The organism is Ruegeria sp. BHSA118, assembly GCF_059613405.1.
In genome coordinates, this window is sequence record NZ_JBXWSM010000008.1 from 33,234 (window position 1) to 50,940 (window position 17,707).

Genomic DNA, 17,707 nt, shown 5'->3' on the forward strand with positions numbered 1-17,707 from the left:
TGCTGGGCGGTTCAGGATGTGGCAAAAGCCGGTAAACTTTGGGAATGACTCGAGAGATCCTATGACAGATTTCGCAGCCCGGCGCCGCACTATGGTTGATACGCAAATCCGACCTTCGGATGTTACAAAGTTCCCGATCATTGAGGCGATGCTGAACGTCCCGCGCGAAAACTTCGTACCTGACGCACAGCGTGAGGCCGCCTATGCCGACAGTGTGATCGATCTGGGCAACGGGCGCTGTATGCTCGAGCCGAGAACCCTCGCTAAAATGCTGGATGCGCTCAACATTTCGAATGACGAGATGATCCTCGATATCGCTCCGGCGACGGGGTATTCCACTGCGGTTGCCGCGCGTATGGCCCAGTTGGTTGTTGGTGTGGAAAGCGACGACTCGCTGGCGTCCGAGGCGCAAAGCCTGTTGGCTGAGGCCGATGTGGACAATGCCATTATCCACGTCGGTCCTTTGGACCAGGGTGCGGCTGAGCACGGTCCTTACGATGCGATCATGGTGCAGGGCGGTGTTGAACGGGTTCCCGACGCTCTGTTGGATCAGCTCAAGGAACATGGCCGGATCGCCTGCCTGTTTGTGGAAGGCAATCTTGGAACCGTGCGGATCGGTCGAAAGACCGGAGGCCGGGTCAGCTGGCGGGATGCCTTCAACGCCAGTGCACCGATACTAGAGAGCTTTTCGACGAAGTGTGCATTTTCGCTATAGTCCGCCGATAGATTTTGCTGGCGCCTTGATTAGTTGAAAAGAAGACCGCAAACTGCCTTCAGGGCAGTGTAATTTCGTTTGAGAGGATTTCGGTATGCGTGGTTCAGCGACAGGCAAGCTGGTCAGGGCATTCGCGGTGACCGCAGGACTTGCCATCAGCGTTATGCCAGGGCGTCCGGCGTGGGCTGACAACATAACAGACGCCTTCATCGGCGCGTATAATACAAGCGGCTTGCTGGAGCAGAACCGGGCGCTTCTGCGCGCGGCTGATGAAGATGTGGCGATCGCGCTTGCCGCATTGCGGCCGATCATCAACTGGACCGTACAGGTCAGCCAGGATTATACCCGGTCTCGGACCAACAATGTGGTCACGACGACCGAGCCGTCCCGGTTTTTCACCGGCCTGGGGCTAACTCAGCTTCTGTATGATGGCGGCGCTTCGGTTCTGGGCAAGCAATCGGCGCAGGAGACGGTTCTGTCGACCAGGCAAACCCTGATCGACATTGAGCAACAGGTGCTTATCCGCGCTGCGAATGCTTACCTGGGCGTGCTGCTACAGGAAGAAACAGTCGCAATTCGCCAGAACAACGTGGATGTTTCGGCGGAAGAGCTTCGCGCATCGAACGATCGTTTTGAGGTTGGCGAAGTGACGCGCACGGACGTGGCGCTTTCCGAAGCGCAGCTGGCAAGCTCTCAAGCTGATCTGGCGGTCGCGCGTGGTGAATTGAGCATCGCGCAGGCTGAATATGTCAATGCGGTGGGCAAGGCGCCGGGGCGGACGGCTGGTCAACCCAGCCTGCCCAATCTGCCACGGAGTGAGGCAGAAGCGATCAGCCTCGCGCAACGCAACCACCCGGCGATTCTGTCGGCGCAGCATCAGGTCCGCGCTTTTGATCTGATTGTACAGCAACAGCGGGCCAACCTTGGGCCGAATGTCAGCCTGAACGCGGATGCGGGCGTGCGGGAAAGCTATGACAACAACGATTATGTGAATGACGCGACCGTGTCGCTGGACTTTACACAGCCGATTTACGCCGGTGGCCGGTTGGCCGCGAATGTGCGGCGCGCCATGGCTAACCGGGATGCGTCTCGTGCGAACCTTCTGAACGTGCAAAAGAACATCACTCAGGGCGTCACGGACCGGTATGCAGCGTTTCAGGCAGCCAGTGCCAGCCTCAGGGCATCGACGGAACGAGTTCGCGCATCGCAGGTTGCATTTGATGGCATCAGGGAAGAAGCGACCTTGGGTGCCCGGACCACCTTGGATGTTCTGAATGCTCAGCAGGATTTGCTGGACGCGCAACTGGCCGAAGTGGCGTCGCGAACGGAACGATCCCGCGCAGCGTTTCAGCTGTTGCAGGCGCAGGGCCTTTTGACGGCGGAACGTCTGGGCCTGGCGGTTCAGATCTATGACCCGACTTTGTATTACAACCTGGTCAAGAAAGCCCCCGCGCGTGTCAGCAAACAAAGCAAGGATCTGGATCGAGTCCTCAAAGCGTTGCGTCGGGATTAACCGGCAATACTATTTGTTGTAGGGCTCGGATTGTTTGGCTACACTCGATCCAACGATAGAGCGGTAGAGAACAATGTCTGATAATGTTGTGAAAGCAGGGATCGAAGACGTTCTGTCTTCGGTCAAACGTCTGGTCAGTGAAGACAGTCGTGGTAAGTCCTCCTCGGATCAACAGGGTGCAACGCGCAAGCCGGGGCGTTTGGTGCTGACGGACGCGCTGCGCATCAGCAAACCTGCTCAGGCCAAGGTCATCCCCGCCAAGCCGTCTGCTGATGTTGCCGGGTCGGCCAAGCCGATGCTGCTGCGTGCCTGCGATATTGTCAGGGCAGGTGATCCGGCCAACACCGCGGATGACGCGACCACGGCAAATGCCGCGGAATCCGGCTCTACGGATGATCCCGCGATCAGCCTGAGCGCCAAGATCGAAGCGCTGGAAGCGGCGATCGCGCAAACCGAGGATCAATGGGAGCCGGATGGCGACAGCGCAGATGCCTATTCCGGCACACCGACGCAATCTCTGCCGTGGAATGTTGAAGAGGAGTTTGCGGCCGCAAGGACCGTCGTTCTGACGGACCGGGAAGATCTGGAGGATCCGCAGCCTGAAACCGATACGGCACAAAACGCAGAGTTCATCCGGGCAGCACAACCGGCTGAAACCGGTCGTGACACTGAAGTGGTTGAAGACGTCGCGACAACCGACTTGGATGAAGAGACATTGCGCGACATGATCGCGGAAGTTGTCCGCCAGGAGTTGCAAGGCGCGATGGGCGAGCGGATCACGCGAAACGTGCGCAAAATGGTGCGGCGGGAAATCGCACGCGCGCTCGCCGCGAAAGATCTGGGATAAGATTCAGCCACGCTGTGGTGGCTGCGCCAGGCTCAGCATCAGGTCAAGATTCATGTGGCGCTCCAGATGATCGGCCAGATCATCCAGCGCCTGCTCGACACCGTCTTCGTAGGCAATGTCCGACGTCACGCCCAGCGTTGACAAATAGCGGGCACGAAATGCGTCTGACGAAAAAATTCCATGAAGATAGCTGCCCTTGACCCGGCCGTCGCTGCTGGCGGCGCCTTCCGGTCTGCCTTCGACCTCAAGCCATGCGCGGGCGCAATCCGGGCCGTCGGTATGCCCCATGTGGATTTCGTATCCGCTGACCGGCTCTCGGTCTGGCAGGGCATGCGCGGAACGCAGGATGACCTGTTTCTGCCCGCCCATTACGGTATCGACGTTCAACAACCCCAAACCATCAACTTTGCCCGGCCGGCCGTCCACGCCATCAGGATCGGAAATGGTTTTGCCCAGCATCTGATAGCCGCCGCACAACCCCAAGACATGTCCACCCCGGCGAACATGGGCATACAGGTCGATATCCCAGCCCTGTGCTCGGAAATAGCTCAGGTCTCCGATCGTGGATTTGCTTCCGGGAAGCAGAACCAGATCCGCATCGCCGGGCAGGGGGCGTCCGCCCGGGATGACCTCGACGCTCACGCCGGGTTCGGCAGACAACGGATCGAGATCGTCGAAATTGGCCATACGTTCCAGCTGAGGCACTACGACCTTGCACGCGCCGCCGGTGTGGGAACGGATATCCATCATGTCTTCGGCCGGCAGTTTCCAGGCGTCGTGAAACCAGGGCACGACCCCAAGGCAGGGCCAGCCTGTTCGGGCCGAGATATCATCGCGGCCTTCGTCAAACAGGGACACGTCGCCTTTGAAACGGTTGATGGCAAAACCCCTGATCTGCGCCACGTCGCCTTCGTCCAGAACGGCCCGAGTACCGACGATCTGCGCAATCACCCCGCCACGATGAATGTCCCCGACCAGTACAACAGGTATGTCCGCTGTACGGGCAAATCCCATATTGGCGATGTCACCTTTGCGCAGGTTGGTCTCAGCCGGGCTGCCAGCGCCCTCGATCAGAACCAGATCAGCGTCGGCGCAGAGCCTGTCAAAGCTTTCCAGCGCGGCCCTCAGGAGCTTGGACTTGTCCTTGCGGTAATCTCCGGCCTTCATCGTGCCAGCGCGCTGCCCCTGAACGATAATCTGCGCGCCGGTATCCGTCTCGGGTTTGAGCAGAATAGGGTTCATGTCCGTGTGCGTTGCCCGCTTTGCCGCACGGGCCTGAAGGGCTTGCGCGCGGCCAATTTCGCCGCCGTTTTCGGTGACGGCTGCATTGTTCGACATGTTTTGGGGTTTGAACGGCGCGACCCGAAGCCCCCGGCGCGTGTAGGCGCGCGCCAGCCCGGCCACCAGAACCGATTTTCCGACATTGCTGCCAGTGCCTTGAATCATGATGGCGCGAACCATGGTTTGTCTCCTATATGTCGGGGCGCAGATGACCTGATTTGAGCCGGAAGGGAAAGACCCGGATGAACACGCCTGCGCATCTTTTGATCGGGGCTGCCGTGTTTGCCCGGCCGCCGCAAGGGCCTGTCCTCTGGGCTGCGCTGCTGGGAGCGTTATTGCCGGATCTGTCCCTGTATGTCATGGCGGGCGTGTCCCTGTTTGTTCTGGGCATCCCCGAGCAGGTGGTCTTCGGGCAGCTTTACTTTTCCCCGGCGTGGCAGACCGTGTTCGCCATAGACAATTCCTTTATCCTCTGGGGGCTGGCATTCCTGCTGACAGTCTGGAGAGGTTGGCAAGTTCTGGCTGTCGGTGCAGCGGCGGGTCTGTTGCATCTTGCGACAGATTTCCTGCTTCATGCGGGCGACGGACGGCCACAGTTCTGGCCCATCGGCGACTGGGTGTTCAACAGTCCTGTCAGCTATTGGGACAGCGACCATCATGCCTTGTGGGTGGCCCCGGTGTCAGCTTTTGTCTGTCTGGCCGCATATGTTCTGCTGTGGCAGCGTGGATTGCCGGTCTGGGGCAAAGCCCTGTTCGCGACCATGCTGGCGGCTGAATTCTGGGTGGTGCGGCAATGGCTGTTGTTCTTTTGATCCAACAGCTTCATGCTTGACGATCAGGCATAGAAAAACGCGCTCTGATAGGCAGAGCGCGTTTGTTCAATCCAAATCTGCCTTGGTTCAGGCAGCTTCAGCCTGCTGTGCAGCGTTGCGGCGCTCGCTTTCCTCGCGTGACAATGCGACTGAGGTGCGCACGCCACGGCCAACGAATTCCATCAATCCGCTGACAACCCGTTCGTTCGGGTCAATTCCTGCGCAGGACAGCACTTCGCGCCCATCGCGCGAACGCGCCCAGCGGGCGATTTGTTCGGGGCCATTGCCGTACTTCTTGTCGTCGGCGATAGCATCATCAAGTGCAGCCAGGACAACGGCCGCGAAAAGTTTGCGCGCACGATTGCCTTGCTCGTTGTTAAAGGCAGTGCCGTCAACGAAATCTCTCATCTCGTCTTCCTTGTTGTTCTTGCTCTTGCATTTTCGGCGTGAGGGTCCTTATGACCTATTAGGTGCGATTCGGATACAGCTAAAATGCATAGTTGCGTTGCGTCACTTGCATGGCTTGCTGCAAGTGCAGCACTAGGTGTCGTTGTCTTGTCAGGTGTGTTCCCGCCAGATATAGGGACCGCAACTGATGCATCAACCGTTTGTGAAGGATTTATGTAATGCCCAAGATAAATGGGAACGAAATTCGCCCCGGCAATGTGCTTGAGCATAACGGTGGCCTGTGGGCAGCGGTCAAGGTTGACCATGTAAAGCCGGGCAAAGGCGGGGCTTTTGCACAGGTGGAACTGCGCAACCTGCGCAATGGCTCGAAGCTGAACGAACGCTTCCGCTCGGCGGACAAGGTCGAACGCGTGCGTCTGGAGCAAAAAGATCAGCAATTCCTGTACGAATCCGACGGAATGCTGGTCTTCATGGATTCAGAAACCTACGAACAGATTGAATTACCAGCAGAATTGCTGGGTGACCGTCGTCCGTTTCTGCAAGATGGCATGACCATTGTTGTCGAATTCTACGAAAGCGAAGCGCTGAACGCGACGCTGCCGCAGAAAGTGACCTGCAAGATCGTCGAGACCGAACCGGTCGTAAAGGGCCAGACGGCGGCGAACTCGTTCAAGCCCGCGGTGCTGGACAATGGCGTGAAGGTTATGGTTCCCCCCTTCATCGGCCAGGACGAAATGATCGTCGTGAACACCGAAACGATGGAATATTCCGAACGCGCGTGACGTTTCGTCACTTTTTATAAGGGACCGCGCAGGCATTCGCCGCGCGGTCTTTTTTATGCGTTAGGGCGATAACGATACCGTGTTGGGTCGGGGCCAAACAGTTCCAGCATCAGTTCATACTTGATGCGATTGGCACTGACCTGACGATAGAATGCGATCAAAAAGGCAGTGGGTCCCTGAATGCGGCTGAGCCCACTGGTGGCGGCCACCACGGTGCCCACATCCGTTTTGCCCTGCAAGACCAGATATCCCCCAAGCATCAGGATACCGACGGTGCCGGCCCCGTTGATCACGCTCAGCAGGAACTTTGCCGACAGTTTCCACAGGAACATCCGCCGCCGCGTGTCGTAAATGTCATCGAACATGGTGTTGATATCCCGCTCGACGGCTTCGATATCCTCGGTTGTCAGCCGGTCGGTGGCACCGCGCAGAATGCGAACCCGTTCCGCCACGAAAGTGTTCACTTTGCGCTGCGAGACCAGAACGATGATGATTTGCGGCACGATCATTGACAACGCGATCAGCCCCAGACCTGGTTGTGTGGACGAGATATAGCCGATGACGCTGATCAGTGTTCCGATCTGAACGACCGGATCCGAAAAGGCTCCACCGGCAAACTTGCCCAACTCTTCGGCTTCGGCCGAAATGGCGGTGGTCATGGTGCCTTTGCGCAGGCCTTCGTCTGAATCCTTCAGGTCGGTCGAACGCCAAAGCAGGCGTTGGCGGATCAGCCGGATCATGTCTTCGCCCAAGGTTCCGGCGCGATAGCCCAGTACCCATTTCAGGGCGAGGCTCAGCAGGATGACGGCCATCATGCCGATGCCCAGTTGGATCAGTTTTTCAGTCCCGACATCGTCGGATGTCAGGTGGTTGACGATGTCGCGCTGAAACTCAAGCGGCACGGCGGCAAGGCCCGCAATTGCAACGGACAGCATGATGAGGATGATCTGCCGCCCTGCACTGGCGCGCCAGATCGCAGAATAAAGTCGAAACATGCGGGTATCCGGTTCGTCCTGTTTGCCAGCACTGTGGCAGTGCAGGACAACGGGTTCAAACTTTTCGATACATGCTGATGCGCGGGTCGTGCCGATTTGGCAACAAGGTGGGCTCAGTCCTCCAGGCGCACCGTGGCGTCTTCGGCCTGCATATCAGGGCCTGCGCGATCAAATCGCAGATACGCGATCCCGTTTCCGCCCGCCTGTGTGTATAACGTGCCGACTGGTTTGCCACTTGCGCTGATCTCGGTCCCCACCGGGGCCGAGCCCTGAACAACGACGCGTCGCAGACCTTTGCGCAACTCGGTCTTGTGCTTCATGCGCGCGGTCACTTCCTGCCCGACATAACACCCTTTTTTGAAATCCACGCCATTCAGCGCTTCGAACCCGGATTCCAGGATGTAACTGTCCGGGGTCAGTTCAATGCCTGACTCGGGGATGCAGTGCCGGACGCGCAGTGCATCCCAGTCGGTTCCGTCATCGCCCTCGGGTTCGGGGGCGTAGTTGCGCCAGCCCATGTCCGGGTGGCGGGGATCGGGCAGGGCGGTTTCCGGCGCAGCCTTGGTGCCGCGTTGCAGGTTCAGATCGGTTCCCTCGATCGTCACATCTGCACGCAGCTTGTACATCGTCAGACGTTTGACCAGATCATCCGCAAGGTGTTCGGCCACATCCAGAAGAACTCTGCCGTCATCTCGTTTCAGGAAGAAATCCGCCAGGTACTTTCCCTGCGGAGTAAGCAGAGCGGCGTAGACCAGCCCGTTGTCCAACCCCTTAATGTCGTTGGTGATCAGATCCTGCAAAAAGCTTTCGGTATCCGAGCCGGACAGGCGCAGTATGCGGCGGGTGGGCATGGCTTGGTCCTCGTCATTTCCTCAGGCCTCGTGATATAGGAAGTTCCGATGCCAAGACCAGAGGTTATCAGACGTGCCCGCGCCTATTACCGTCGTAATCCCGACCCTCAACGCCGCCGACGCTTTGCCCGAATGCCTTGGGGCTTTGATGGAAGGGGTGCATGCCGGGTTGATCCGGGAATTGATCATCAGCGATGCAGGCTCAACCGATCACACGCCGGATATTGCGGAACAGGCCGGTGCGACGGTCGTGACCGGCCCGCCATCCCGAGGCGGCCAGCTGCGCCGGGGGTGCGCGCAGACCAAAGGGGATTGGCTGCTGATCCTTCATGCTGATACTGTGCTGCAACAGGGATGGAGCGAGGCCGTGAGCGCCCACCTGCCTTCAGCCAAACCTGCGGCGTTTCGGCTGGCGTTCCGCGCGCGCGGGATCGCGCCGGTCTGGGTGGCTGGCTGGGCCAATCTGCGCAGCAGGATGCTGGGATTGCCTTACGGAGATCAGGGATTGCTGGTTCCGCGTCACACCTATCAAACAGCAGGCGGGTTTCCCGACCAGCCGTTGATGGAAGATGTGGCTTTGGTGCGCGCGCTGCCAAAGGTAACTGTTCTGAACGCACGCGCCTTTACGAGTGCGGAGCGGTATGAGCGGACGGGGTGGTTTCGGCGCGGTGCTCGGAACCTGTGGACTCTTCTGCGTTACTTTCTTGGGGCTGACCCGCAAGTTTTGGCGCAGATGTATCGACGCTGAGCGTGGTGCGCAGCTCGACCACGGATTTCCCGAGCCGAAATGGTGCCGCAAAACTGACAAGGCATAGGGCCACGATTTGCAGGACAAGAATATGAGCATTGTCCTGCAGGTATTCCCATTCTTCTTTCAGCTTCCCGACCTGCGCGATCAGGTCATCGTAGCTCTGCGCAAGTATCAGATAATCGCCCGCAATCGCGGGAACCTTGCGACGCATGTTGTCAATGGCGGTCTGTGTGCTTTCGTCCAGTGAAGTGAAGACAAGGAACTGGTCGATGTCAAAGGCATCGGCCTTGGCGGCCATGTCACGTATTTCGTCCATTTCGTCCCTGGACTGACCCCCAACCAGGAAGTGAAGCCCCTGTAGGGGGGCCACCTCGTTCGTAACCGCGATGAACAGGGGCAGTTCCGAGTTGCTGGCGGTCGAAGCTGAAAGGAATTCAACTTTTTCGCATAAAACGGCGGTATCCGGATCAAAGGCCGGATCACAGAACCGCAGGCGGAACCGGGCCGCATCCCTGTCAAATGCCAGCGTCGCGGCATAGGCCACGTCGATCTGCCGGTCCAGTCGCGAGCTGTCCGAGGTGTAAAGCCCGGCCAAAACAGCGACCAATGCCCCGATGCCACCCAGCACAACCCATACCAGATCAGCCAGTTTCCACGCCCGGTGCCCTGCCGGTTTGCGAAACAGAAAGGCAGTGCCGATTGAGCCCACGACAAAGAACAGGATCAGCAGCGGTAATTGATTGTCGGTCACAAAACTCATGGGTCCAATCTTAGGACCTGTGCTTCGACCTGCAACAGGGATCACGGGCAGTTGTAACGTCTTACCATATACCCATACTGGAAACAGCGCAGGGGGGACTTCGATGACCAAAGAAATCGTTCTTATCCACGGAGCATTTGCCGGACCTTGGTGCATGCAGGATTACGCGGCCTTTTTTCGGGACCGAGGTTGGACGGTTCACGTTCCTGCCTTGCGATACCACGAGGGTGATCCGAAAGCGGACCCCGACCCGGGTCTGACCGATGCCAGTGTTATGGACTACACCAATGACATCGCCGATTTTGTAAAAGGGCTGGATCGCAAACCTGTCATTTTGGGGCATGCCATTGCTGGGGTGGTGGCACAGCAAGTGGCGTCTCGTGGTTTGGCCAGTGCCATCGTTCTGATCAATCCCAATGCGCCTTGGGGCACCTTGCCCGAAACCGATGATGAACGCGCTGTACCGCGCGCCTTGATGGAAGGCGGCCCATTCTGGAAGCAGCCGATGCGGGTCGGGTTCGATTTGATGGCCCCGTTTGCTCTGAACAAGATGGATGAGGCGCAGCAACACGCTGTATTCGACCGATTGGGCGCAGAAAGCGGGCGCGTGATGTTTGAAATGTTCTTTTGGATGTTCGATGACCATCACGCAATCAAGGTTGATTTCGACAAAGTTGACTGCCCGGTTCTGGTGGTCTCGGGTGCCGAAGACAGGGCTGTCAACCCCGATACCTGCCGCGCACTGGCAGCGCGCTATGGGGATCGCGGAACCTTTTTGCTGGTCGAAGATCATGCGCATTTCCTGTTCATGGAGCCGGGTTGGGATGGGCCAGCTTCGATGATCGAGACTTGGCTGACAACCCAGGTGACCTGAAACGGGCTTGACAACAATCCACCCTTTGCAGACATGGCGCCAAGTGAATAGGGCAGTTGACCCTTTTGGCGCGAAATCTCTGCGGGAAAGGTCCGGGCATGACCCTGTTCGTTGTCCTTATTATTCTTTCGGCTGCTTTGCTGCACGCGGTGTGGAATGCAATCGTGAAGACAGCGGCAGATCGAACCACGATGCTGGGTTTGGTCGCTCTGGGTCAAGTGCTGCCTGCGGCGGTCATGGTGATGCTGCTGCCGCTGCCAAACCCAGAGAGCTTTGTTTACATCCTGCTCTCGACCGTTGTGCATTTCGGTTACTATTTCATGCTGGGTAAAGCCTATCAGCATGGTGATCTGAGTGTGGTCTACCCCATCGCCCGTGGGATTGTCCCGGCGCTGGTTTCGCTTTGGGCAATGTTCCTGGTCGAAGAAGTGCTGCCTTTTCAGGCCTGGACCGGTATCGCCCTGATTGCTGTGGGTATCCAACTGAGCAGTTGGAAAGCTTTGCGCTCGGGCGTTGGGCGCAGTGCACTGATGTTTGCGCTGGGCACCGGGTTCTGCATTTCGATCTATTCGGTCGTTGACGGAATCGGTGTTCGGCTGTCGGGCAACACGCTCAGTTATTGGGCGTGGGGGGCGTTTCTTCACCTGTTCATTGCCGGGTTTATCGGGGTTCGGAAACGTGCGACCCTGAAAGACCTGCCGGCCAAAGTATGGATGATCGGCATTCTTGGCGGGCTGGTATCGATGACAGCTTATGGTCTGGTGCTGTACGCCAAGAATTTCGCACCGCTGGGCGCGGTTTCGGCGCTGCGGGAAACTTCGGTCATCTTTGCCGCACTGATCGGCTTTGTATTCCTCAAGGAAGGCAACTGGGCGCGACGGTTGGGTGCTGCGGTGCTCATGGCAGTGGGTGTCGCCCTGATCGGAATGACGGTCTGATCCGGCTAAAAAGCCCAGGGCAACAGTGATATTTCTGGCTTAGCGGCCGACCTGAAACGTGCTTTGTGGCTTCCAGTGCATGGTGCCCTTGTCGCTGCTTACGCATCGCAGCAGGCGTTCCTCGCGCGTGTTGATCGTTTCTGTGACGGTGTTGTCGCCAAAGATCACGATGAAGGAATCCGGGGAATAAGCCAGTCCCTTGTAATAGCAAAACCGTGTTTCCGCCCCGTCCGGGATCGGAGATGCCAGGCTGAGCGTCTGTTGCGCCGGGCCTGGGTTGCCAGCATGGCAAAGGCCAGCCCATAGGTCAGTGTTTTCAGGTCGTCCTCTCGTCCTGCAAATCTGTTGTCGATCAAAAAGGGTTTGGACGCCCGGTCCTCAATCATGGTTTTTGTTTCAGCAAGTTTGAACGAGATCAACGGGTTAGGCAACGAAAATCCTGCACCCACAGTGACAACCCAAGAGGGCGATTTTTTCGATCGGTCGTTTCTGTGGTAACATGGCCGCATTGTTTTAGGAGAATTGAGAGATGTTCAGACCCTCTGTGGAAGCGATTATGGACGTCATGTCCCAAAAGAATTACGTGGTTTTCAAACCCCATCTGTCGATTGGAATCTGAACATAGTGGGCATTCGCGCCCACCCGGTTTCACCCAAGAAATTCGATGATGTCATGACGGTGTTCCATCGGTTTCTTGGCGTTTGGGATATTGCCTATTACCCGATGACGGCCGATCCCAGCGATCACTACCTGAAGAACCCGATAAACCCGGATGGGACGGCCATTCTGGCGCCGGGGCAATATCGGTCCTGCTACAAGATCGATATTCATAAACGAGGCCGGCCCGGAGGCCACAAAGCGCTGTGTCAAAGGCTGGGAAACGTTACCGTCTTTCGGGACAACAACAGGGATGGAAACCTGAACCTTGTTAATCCTCAAAGTGGAATGTTCGGCATAAATCTGCACAAGTGGCCAAACAACGGTGACGATGACACGGCGAAAACGATTTATTCCGCCGGGTGTCAGGTATTCGCGGATCAGCGTCACTTTGCCGAGTTTTTGCTGAAATGCGAAGCCGGGCGCGACGCGTTTGGCAACAAGTTCACCTATACGCTGCTGGATCAGGCAGATTTCGAATAAGGCGATGCCTTGCGAAGGTTCTGCCAAAGCCGGGGCAGGTCAGGGGCTTTGGCCGTGCCCGGATTCCAAACCGGGCCTTGGCCCTAGGTCTCGACTTCGGCCTGAAGGTCGCGGAAATACCGGATGGTTGCGTGCAGCCCTTCTTTCAGTTGCACTTTGGGTTCCCAGCCCAGCAGGGTCCGCGCCAGAGTGATATCGGGCTGGCGCTGTTTCGGGTCATCTTCTGGCAATTCCTTGAAACTGACAGGAGTTTCTGTCCCCACAAGGGCCTGCACTTCGCGGGCCAGCTCGTTCATCGAGAATTCGTTGGGATTGCCCAGATTGACCGGGCCGGTGACCTCCTTGCCGGTCTCCATCAGGCGGATGAACCCTTCGATCAGATCATCCACGTAACAGAATGACCGGGTCTGCGTGCCATCGCCAAAGATGGTGATTGCCTCGCCGGTCAGGGCCTGCATGATAAAGTTCGACACAACGCGCCCGTCGGCGGGGTGCATTCTGGGCCCGTAGGTGTTGAAGATGCGGGCGACCTTGATCTCAAGCCCCATCTGACGGTGGTAATCAAAGAACAAGGTCTCGGCGCAGCGCTTGCCTTCGTCATAGCAGGATCGCGGGCCAACCGGGTTGACGTTGCCCCAATAATCTTCGGTCTGTGGATGGATGGTCGGGTCGCCATAAACCTCAGACGTCGAGGCCTGAAAGATCTTGCATTTCAGCCGCTTCGCCAGCCCCAGCATGTTGATCGCGCCGTGAACGCTGGTCTTGGTCGTCTGCACCGGATCGTGCTGATAATGCACGGGCGAGGCGGGGCAGGCGAGGTTATAGATCTCGTCCACTTCCACAAACAGCGGGAAGGTCACATCGTGGCGCATGAACTCGAACCGCGGGTTGCTGTGCAGATGGTCGATATTGCGCTTGGTGCCGGTGAACAGGTTGTCGACGCACAAAACCTCATGCCCCTGATCCAGAAGCCGGTCGCACAGATGCGAGCCCAGAAACCCGGCCCCACCGGTTACGAGAACACGTTTTCGACTGTCATAAAGGCGGGCCATTGCAAATCCTTAATCGTTAAATCCAAGCCAGCTTGCCACGGGGAAGCCGGGTCTTGGTTTGATTAGTAAACCGAAGATGTTTGAATTGCAGTAGATTTTGGTTTTTTGAGGGCGCGTGTGGTGGTGGTGGGTCTTCCGCCCCGTCAATGCTTGATGCAGAGCATCAAGCACGCGCCCACCTTCGGGCCGGGCGCGAGGTTCTCAATATGTACGAAAATATTTGTCTCACCCAGAGACAAATTGGATGTTACTTTTGCAATCTTGCTGACTGCTGTTCCACGATTTTGAAGCCACGAAACGATGGTCTAGCGGTCCTCACTTCGACTTGATCGTAACCAATGAGGGCCTTTTGAAACTGCTGAGAAGTTAACGGCGAATCTGCGCCTATGATAACCTCTCGGAGCACCAGTTGTTGATTGAAAGAACGAAAGAACAAGATAGTTCCATCGCGCTTTTGCTCTTTCTCTTCAGTAGTCAACCCAGTGTATAGTCTCCATTCCTTTTCATACTTCCAGTGAATACTCTTTGTTTTTTGAGCGTAGGACACCTTGTCCAACAACTGCCCGCTTGATTTAAAGAACTCATAGTTGAATTTCTCGAACTTCTTTTTGTATTTTATTTTCGTAACTATGTCGCGAGCGACCTCAAATCCAAGACAAGCGCCTTTGTGGTGTTGAGCATAGTGCCCCCACACAGATGGACCGTTCCATTCGCTACTAAAAGAGATAAACCCGGAAATCTGTGAAACCTCTGAGATTGCTTTCTTCCAGGCTTTTCTTGATGCTTTGTCTTTGCCAAAGTCAAAAGGCATCATCTCGAAGATATCGTTGACCTTATCTGGGAACGACAGTTTTAAGCGACGCATTTCAACGTTTTCTAAAGCGTGCTCTGGACCGGTGAAATAGTAGAGACGCTTTGTTCCACTACACATCCAACTCCTCCACAAACCGCGCGTTCTCCTGAATATACTGGAACCGCAGTTCGGGTTTTTTGCCCATCAGACGCTCGACCAGATCGCCGGTCTCGCCGGGTTCGTCCTCATCAATCGTGACCCGGATCAATTTCCGGGATTTGGGGTCCATCGTGGTCTCTTTCAGGTCCTTGGCGTCCATCTCACCCAGACCTTTGAAGCGCGAGACGTCGATCTTGCCTTTGCCGCCCAGACCTTTCTCAAGCCACTCATCCCGCTCGGCCTCGTCCAGACAATAGACGCGTTTGGCGCCTTGGGTCAGGCGGTACAGGGGCGGGCAGGCGAGGTACAGGTGGCCCGCGTCGATCATCGGCCGCATCTGGGTGAAGAAGAACGTCATCAGCAGTGCCGCGATATGCGCCCCGTCCACATCTGCGTCGGTCATGATGATGACCTTGTCATAGCGCAGGTCATCGACGTTGAACTTGGTGCCAAGGCCCACACCCAACGCCTGTGTCAGATCGTTGATCTCGGCGTTGGTGCCCAGTTTCGAACTGGCCGCGCCCAGCACGTTCAGGATCTTGCCGCGCAGGGGCAGCAGGGCCTGCGTTTTGCGGTCGCGACCCATTTTGGCAGAACCGCCCGCAGAATCGCCCTCGACGATGAATAATTCCGTGCCGTCCCGTGTTGAACTGCTACAGTCCACCAGCTTGCCGGGAAGACGAAGTTTCTTAGTGGCGGACTTGCGTTGTGTTTCCTTCTCGGCCCGACGGCGCAGGCGTTCTTCGGCCCTCAGGATGAGGAAGTCGAGGATCGCGCCGGCGGATTTCGTGTCGGCGGCCAGCCAGTTGTCGAAATGGTCGCGGACCGAGTTTTCCACCAGCCGCTGCGCCTCGACCGTGGCGAGGCGGTCTTTGGTCTGGCCCACGAATTCCGGTTCACTGATGAAACAGGACACCAAGGCGCAGCCTCCGGTCATCAGGTCATCGCGGGTGATCTGCGCGGCCTTTTTGTTGTTGATCAGCTCGCCATAGGCTTTGATCCCTTTGAGAACCGCAGCCCAGAAGCCCGCGACATGCGTGCCGCCTTCGGGGGTGGGGACGGTGTTACAATAGGATTGGATGAACCCGTCACGCGAGGGCGTCCAGTTGATCGCCCATTCGACCTTGCCGGGGGTTCTGAATTTTTCGTTGAAATCGACGGTGCCCGCAAAGGGCTGCTCGGCATAGGTGGACGAGCCGTTCATCGTCTCTTTCAGGTAGTCCGATAGACCACCGGGGAAATGGAACGTGGCCTCGGTCGGGGTTTCACCGTCGTCGATGGCTGATTTCCAGCGGATTTCGACGCCCGAGAACAGGTAGGCCTTGGACCGGATCGATTTGAACAGGCGGGCGGGTTTGAATTTATGATGGCCGAAGATGTCGGCATCCGCGTGAAAGGTTACGGTCGTGCCGCGCCGGTTGGGGGCCGCGCCGACCTTTTCCACGGGGCCCAGAGGAACACCGCGTGAGAAACGTTGTTCGAACAGCGTCTTGTCGCGGGCCACCTGCACGACCATCGAATCCGACAGCGCGTTCACCACCGAGGCGCCCACGCCGTGCAGACCACCCGAGGTCTGGTATGCCTTGCCCGAGAACTTGCCGCCCGCGTGTAATGTGCACAGGATCACCTCGAGCGCGGATTTGTCCGGGAACTTGGGGTGCGGATCGATTGGGATGCCGCGCCCGTTGTCGCGCACGGTCAGGGCGTAATCGGCGTGCAGTTCCACCTCGATCCGGTTGGCATGGCCTGCCACAGCCTCGTCCATCGAGTTGTCGAGGATCTCGGCCACCATATGGTGCAAAGCGCGCTCATCCGTGCCGCCGATATACATGCCGGGTCGCTTGCGGACCGGTTCCAGCCCTTCGAGCACCTCGATCGAGGAGGCGTCATAAGTTGTGGTCGCTTCTGGCGTCAACAGATCGTCGGGCATGGGTGCTGCTCTTGTTTTTGAGTTTCCCCCATTATGGCAGGTGATGTGGTCCGGGGGAAGAGGGGCGCGAGGTGTTGTGGACGGATAGAAGGCGCGGGGCCGCGGATTGCTTGCACAATATGGCGCGCGTCACGATTGGCGGTTTTGCTTGAAACCACCGCCCCTGGCCATGGCGCGGGAAGGTTCCGCATTGCAGTTATCGATAGTTGGTCAGAGCCTGTATGCCGGGCCGCATATTTCACGTCAAACCCGTCCGATAAAACCAGCGACGCGACAAACACCGTTACGCGATCGGGTTGAAGTCAGCCTTGCGGCATCTCAGGCTCATTGACGGAATCGCCTGAAAAATATATCGTGAAGGCAGACTCCCAAAGTATCTATCTATTGGTTCCAAGCGTTCAAGAGTTACGTTTTTTCGTAATTGGAAGGCTGCTATGGCTACGTTTCAGGACGTTCAAGCAGCAGTGCATGATATTGCTGCCCGTTTGAATGTCACCCCAGAGCTTGCTCGTGCTGCGCTGATTAACCCCGTGTTGGCGCTTGAGGAACTTGGGTTCGAATTGGACCTGTCTGGCCGACTTGAGCTGGAGGACAGAGCGCGGTTTTCCAAGAAACAGATCGTTGAACGCAAAAGTTTGCGTAAAAAGATTTTCGCCGCGTCCGGGCATGAATTTGATCCCGGGCAGGAACACGATCTGGCTGTGGTACTTTTCGACGAGTTGAAACTGGTCGATGAGGCTTCAAAACGGCCTGACCTGTCTCCCTTGTCCATGCCGATGCGAAAAGTGCCCTATTCCACCTCCAAAGTGAAGGTGGCCAGGGTCAAGGCATCGGAAATCGCGCGCCGGTTTCCCGGGAAAGCCAAGGGTAATTCCGTCGCCGGGATCGATCCAAGTCTGATCGAGCCCGTGAAGATTCCCGACCCGTTGGAAGCACTGAGCAAGGCGCATAAAATCATCTCTCCGCTGCTTGCCTACCGGCAACTTGATGCATCGACACCGCGCTTTGCGACCGAGGCGCTGTATCGTGCCGTGCGAACCGGCAAACGTAGGCTTGTCAATATCACGCCCCGCGCCGTTGTCACCGGCACTGCTTGAAGACACCCG

The 17,707-nt window shown here is 57.4% G+C and carries 17 protein-coding genes and 1 pseudogene; 10 read left to right on the forward strand and 8 right to left on the reverse strand.

The window, feature by feature from the left end; all coding sequences use genetic code 11:
- Positions 1-61: 61 nt before the first annotated feature.
- The 3 genes from AC2FNN_RS04340 (at position 62) to AC2FNN_RS04350 (ending at position 3,075) form a co-directional block, all read left to right on the forward strand.
- Positions 62-715 carry a protein-L-isoaspartate O-methyltransferase family protein gene (locus tag AC2FNN_RS04340; RefSeq protein WP_496756855.1) on the forward strand — a complete coding sequence of 218 codons (654 nt, stop codon included), beginning with the start codon at positions 62-64 and terminating at the stop codon, positions 713-715.
- 94 nt (positions 716-809) lie between these two features.
- A complete protein-coding gene (locus AC2FNN_RS04345; protein ID WP_496756856.1) occupies positions 810-2,228 on the forward strand; it encodes a TolC family outer membrane protein in 1,419 nt (472 codons plus the stop codon).
- 73 nt (positions 2,229-2,301) lie between these two features.
- Positions 2,302-3,075 carry a hypothetical protein gene (locus AC2FNN_RS04350; RefSeq protein ID WP_496756857.1) on the forward strand — a complete coding sequence of 258 codons (774 nt, stop codon included), beginning with the start codon at positions 2,302-2,304 and terminating at the stop codon, positions 3,073-3,075.
- 3 nt (positions 3,076-3,078) lie between these two features.
- On the opposite strand, the gene AC2FNN_RS04355 is transcribed toward AC2FNN_RS04350, so the two are convergent.
- Positions 3,079-4,536, reverse strand: a complete 1,458-nt coding sequence (locus AC2FNN_RS04355; protein WP_496756858.1) for a cobyric acid synthase — start codon at positions 4,534-4,536, stop codon at positions 3,079-3,081.
- Positions 4,537-4,598: 62 nt separating this feature from the next.
- On the opposite strand from AC2FNN_RS04355, the gene AC2FNN_RS04360 reads away from it, so the two are divergent.
- Positions 4,599-5,168, forward strand: a complete 570-nt coding sequence (locus AC2FNN_RS04360) for a cobalamin biosynthesis protein CobQ (protein WP_496756859.1) — start codon at positions 4,599-4,601, stop codon at positions 5,166-5,168.
- 87 nt (positions 5,169-5,255) lie between these two features.
- On the opposite strand, the gene AC2FNN_RS04365 is transcribed toward AC2FNN_RS04360, so the two are convergent.
- Positions 5,256-5,576 carry a DUF6280 family protein gene (locus AC2FNN_RS04365; protein ID WP_037310273.1) on the reverse strand — a complete coding sequence of 107 codons (321 nt, stop codon included), beginning with the start codon at positions 5,574-5,576 and terminating at the stop codon, positions 5,256-5,258.
- A gap of 218 nt (positions 5,577-5,794) precedes the next feature.
- Between AC2FNN_RS04365 and efp the strand changes: the two genes are divergently transcribed.
- The gene (gene efp / locus AC2FNN_RS04370) at positions 5,795-6,358 is read left to right on the forward strand and encodes an elongation factor P (protein WP_152457470.1); all 564 of its coding nucleotides are present in this window, start codon (positions 5,795-5,797) and stop codon (positions 6,356-6,358) included.
- 53 nt (positions 6,359-6,411) lie between these two features.
- On the opposite strand, the gene AC2FNN_RS04375 is transcribed toward efp, so the two are convergent.
- Together AC2FNN_RS04375 and ygfZ are read right to left on the reverse strand one after the other, a co-directional pair.
- A complete protein-coding gene (locus AC2FNN_RS04375) occupies positions 6,412-7,353 on the reverse strand; it encodes an ABC transporter transmembrane domain-containing protein (protein ID WP_224855058.1) in 942 nt (313 codons plus the stop codon).
- Positions 7,354-7,466: 113 nt separating this feature from the next.
- Positions 7,467-8,204, reverse strand: coding sequence for a CAF17-like 4Fe-4S cluster assembly/insertion protein YgfZ (gene ygfZ, locus AC2FNN_RS04380; protein WP_496756860.1), 738 nt, complete (start codon positions 8,202-8,204; stop codon positions 7,467-7,469).
- Positions 8,205-8,277: 73 nt separating this feature from the next.
- Between ygfZ and AC2FNN_RS04385 the strand changes: the two genes are divergently transcribed.
- A complete protein-coding gene (locus AC2FNN_RS04385; protein ID WP_496756861.1) occupies positions 8,278-8,952 on the forward strand; it encodes a TIGR04283 family arsenosugar biosynthesis glycosyltransferase in 675 nt (224 codons plus the stop codon).
- A gap of 7 nt (positions 8,953-8,959) precedes the next feature.
- On the opposite strand, the pseudogene AC2FNN_RS04390 reads toward AC2FNN_RS04385, so the two are convergent.
- Positions 8,960-9,715: pseudogene (locus AC2FNN_RS04390) on the reverse strand (hypothetical protein); the annotation flags it as partial.
- A gap of 103 nt (positions 9,716-9,818) precedes the next feature.
- Here AC2FNN_RS04390 and AC2FNN_RS04395 point away from each other — a divergent pair.
- From AC2FNN_RS04395 to AC2FNN_RS04405, 3 genes are all read left to right on the forward strand, one after another.
- Entirely contained in the window at positions 9,819-10,589 is a 771-nt protein-coding gene (locus AC2FNN_RS04395; RefSeq protein WP_496756862.1) for an alpha/beta hydrolase, read from the forward strand.
- A 98-nt stretch (positions 10,590-10,687) separates the two neighbouring features.
- Positions 10,688-11,527 carry an EamA family transporter gene (locus AC2FNN_RS04400; RefSeq protein ID WP_496756864.1) on the forward strand — a complete coding sequence of 280 codons (840 nt, stop codon included), beginning with the start codon at positions 10,688-10,690 and terminating at the stop codon, positions 11,525-11,527.
- A gap of 624 nt (positions 11,528-12,151) precedes the next feature.
- Positions 12,152-12,667 (forward strand): hypothetical protein, encoded by a 516-nt coding sequence (locus AC2FNN_RS04405; RefSeq protein ID WP_496756865.1) that lies wholly within the window; start codon positions 12,152-12,154, stop codon positions 12,665-12,667.
- Positions 12,668-12,750: 83 nt separating this feature from the next.
- Here the strand turns inward: AC2FNN_RS04405 and AC2FNN_RS04410 are convergent, their stop codons facing one another.
- The 3 genes from AC2FNN_RS04410 to parE all read right to left on the reverse strand — a co-directional run bounded on the left by AC2FNN_RS04410 (position 12,751) and on the right by parE (position 16,601).
- The gene (locus AC2FNN_RS04410) at positions 12,751-13,719 is read right to left on the reverse strand and encodes a UDP-glucuronic acid decarboxylase family protein (RefSeq protein ID WP_496756867.1); all 969 of its coding nucleotides are present in this window, start codon (positions 13,717-13,719) and stop codon (positions 12,751-12,753) included.
- 247 nt (positions 13,720-13,966) lie between these two features.
- Positions 13,967-14,650 (reverse strand): DUF2971 domain-containing protein, encoded by a 684-nt coding sequence (locus AC2FNN_RS04415; protein ID WP_496756868.1) that lies wholly within the window; start codon positions 14,648-14,650, stop codon positions 13,967-13,969.
- Entirely contained in the window at positions 14,643-16,601 is a 1,959-nt protein-coding gene (parE, locus tag AC2FNN_RS04420) for a DNA topoisomerase IV subunit B (protein ID WP_496756869.1), read from the reverse strand. Before parE ends, AC2FNN_RS04415 begins: the two co-directional genes overlap by 8 nt.
- A 434-nt stretch (positions 16,602-17,035) precedes the next feature.
- Between parE and AC2FNN_RS04425 the strand changes: the two genes are divergently transcribed.
- The gene (locus tag AC2FNN_RS04425; RefSeq protein WP_496756871.1) at positions 17,036-17,698 is read left to right on the forward strand and encodes a hypothetical protein; all 663 of its coding nucleotides are present in this window, start codon (positions 17,036-17,038) and stop codon (positions 17,696-17,698) included.
- The last annotated feature ends 9 nt before the right edge of the window (positions 17,699-17,707 follow it).

Bases quoted from the DNA above. Each gene is read 5' to 3' on its own strand.
- AC2FNN_RS04425 (WP_496756871.1), top strand. From the start codon at position 17,036: ATGGCTACGTTTCAGGACGTTCAAGCAGCAGTGCATGATATTGCTGCC.
- efp (WP_152457470.1), top strand. From the start codon at position 5,795: ATGCCCAAGATAAATGGGAACGAAATTCGCCCCGGCAATGTGCTTGAG.
- AC2FNN_RS04400 (WP_496756864.1), top strand. From the start codon at position 10,688: ATGACCCTGTTCGTTGTCCTTATTATTCTTTCGGCTGCTTTGCTGCAC.
- AC2FNN_RS04360 (WP_496756859.1), top strand. From the start codon at position 4,599: ATGAACACGCCTGCGCATCTTTTGATCGGGGCTGCCGTGTTTGCCCGG.
- AC2FNN_RS04340 (WP_496756855.1), top strand. From the start codon at position 62: ATGACAGATTTCGCAGCCCGGCGCCGCACTATGGTTGATACGCAAATC.
- AC2FNN_RS04375 (WP_224855058.1), bottom strand. From the start codon at position 7,353: ATGTTTCGACTTTATTCTGCGATCTGGCGCGCCAGTGCAGGGCGGCAG.
- ygfZ (WP_496756860.1), bottom strand. From the start codon at position 8,204: ATGCCCACCCGCCGCATACTGCGCCTGTCCGGCTCGGATACCGAAAGC.
- AC2FNN_RS04345 (WP_496756856.1), top strand. From the start codon at position 810: ATGCGTGGTTCAGCGACAGGCAAGCTGGTCAGGGCATTCGCGGTGACC.
- AC2FNN_RS04355 (WP_496756858.1), bottom strand. From the start codon at position 4,536: ATGGTTCGCGCCATCATGATTCAAGGCACTGGCAGCAATGTCGGAAAA.
- AC2FNN_RS04350 (WP_496756857.1), top strand. From the start codon at position 2,302: ATGTCTGATAATGTTGTGAAAGCAGGGATCGAAGACGTTCTGTCTTCG.
- parE (WP_496756869.1), bottom strand. From the start codon at position 16,601: ATGCCCGACGATCTGTTGACGCCAGAAGCGACCACAACTTATGACGCC.
- AC2FNN_RS04395 (WP_496756862.1), top strand. From the start codon at position 9,819: ATGACCAAAGAAATCGTTCTTATCCACGGAGCATTTGCCGGACCTTGG.
- AC2FNN_RS04410 (WP_496756867.1), bottom strand. From the start codon at position 13,719: ATGGCCCGCCTTTATGACAGTCGAAAACGTGTTCTCGTAACCGGTGGG.
- AC2FNN_RS04365 (WP_037310273.1), bottom strand. From the start codon at position 5,576: ATGAGAGATTTCGTTGACGGCACTGCCTTTAACAACGAGCAAGGCAAT.
- AC2FNN_RS04415 (WP_496756868.1), bottom strand. From the start codon at position 14,650: ATGTGTAGTGGAACAAAGCGTCTCTACTATTTCACCGGTCCAGAGCAC.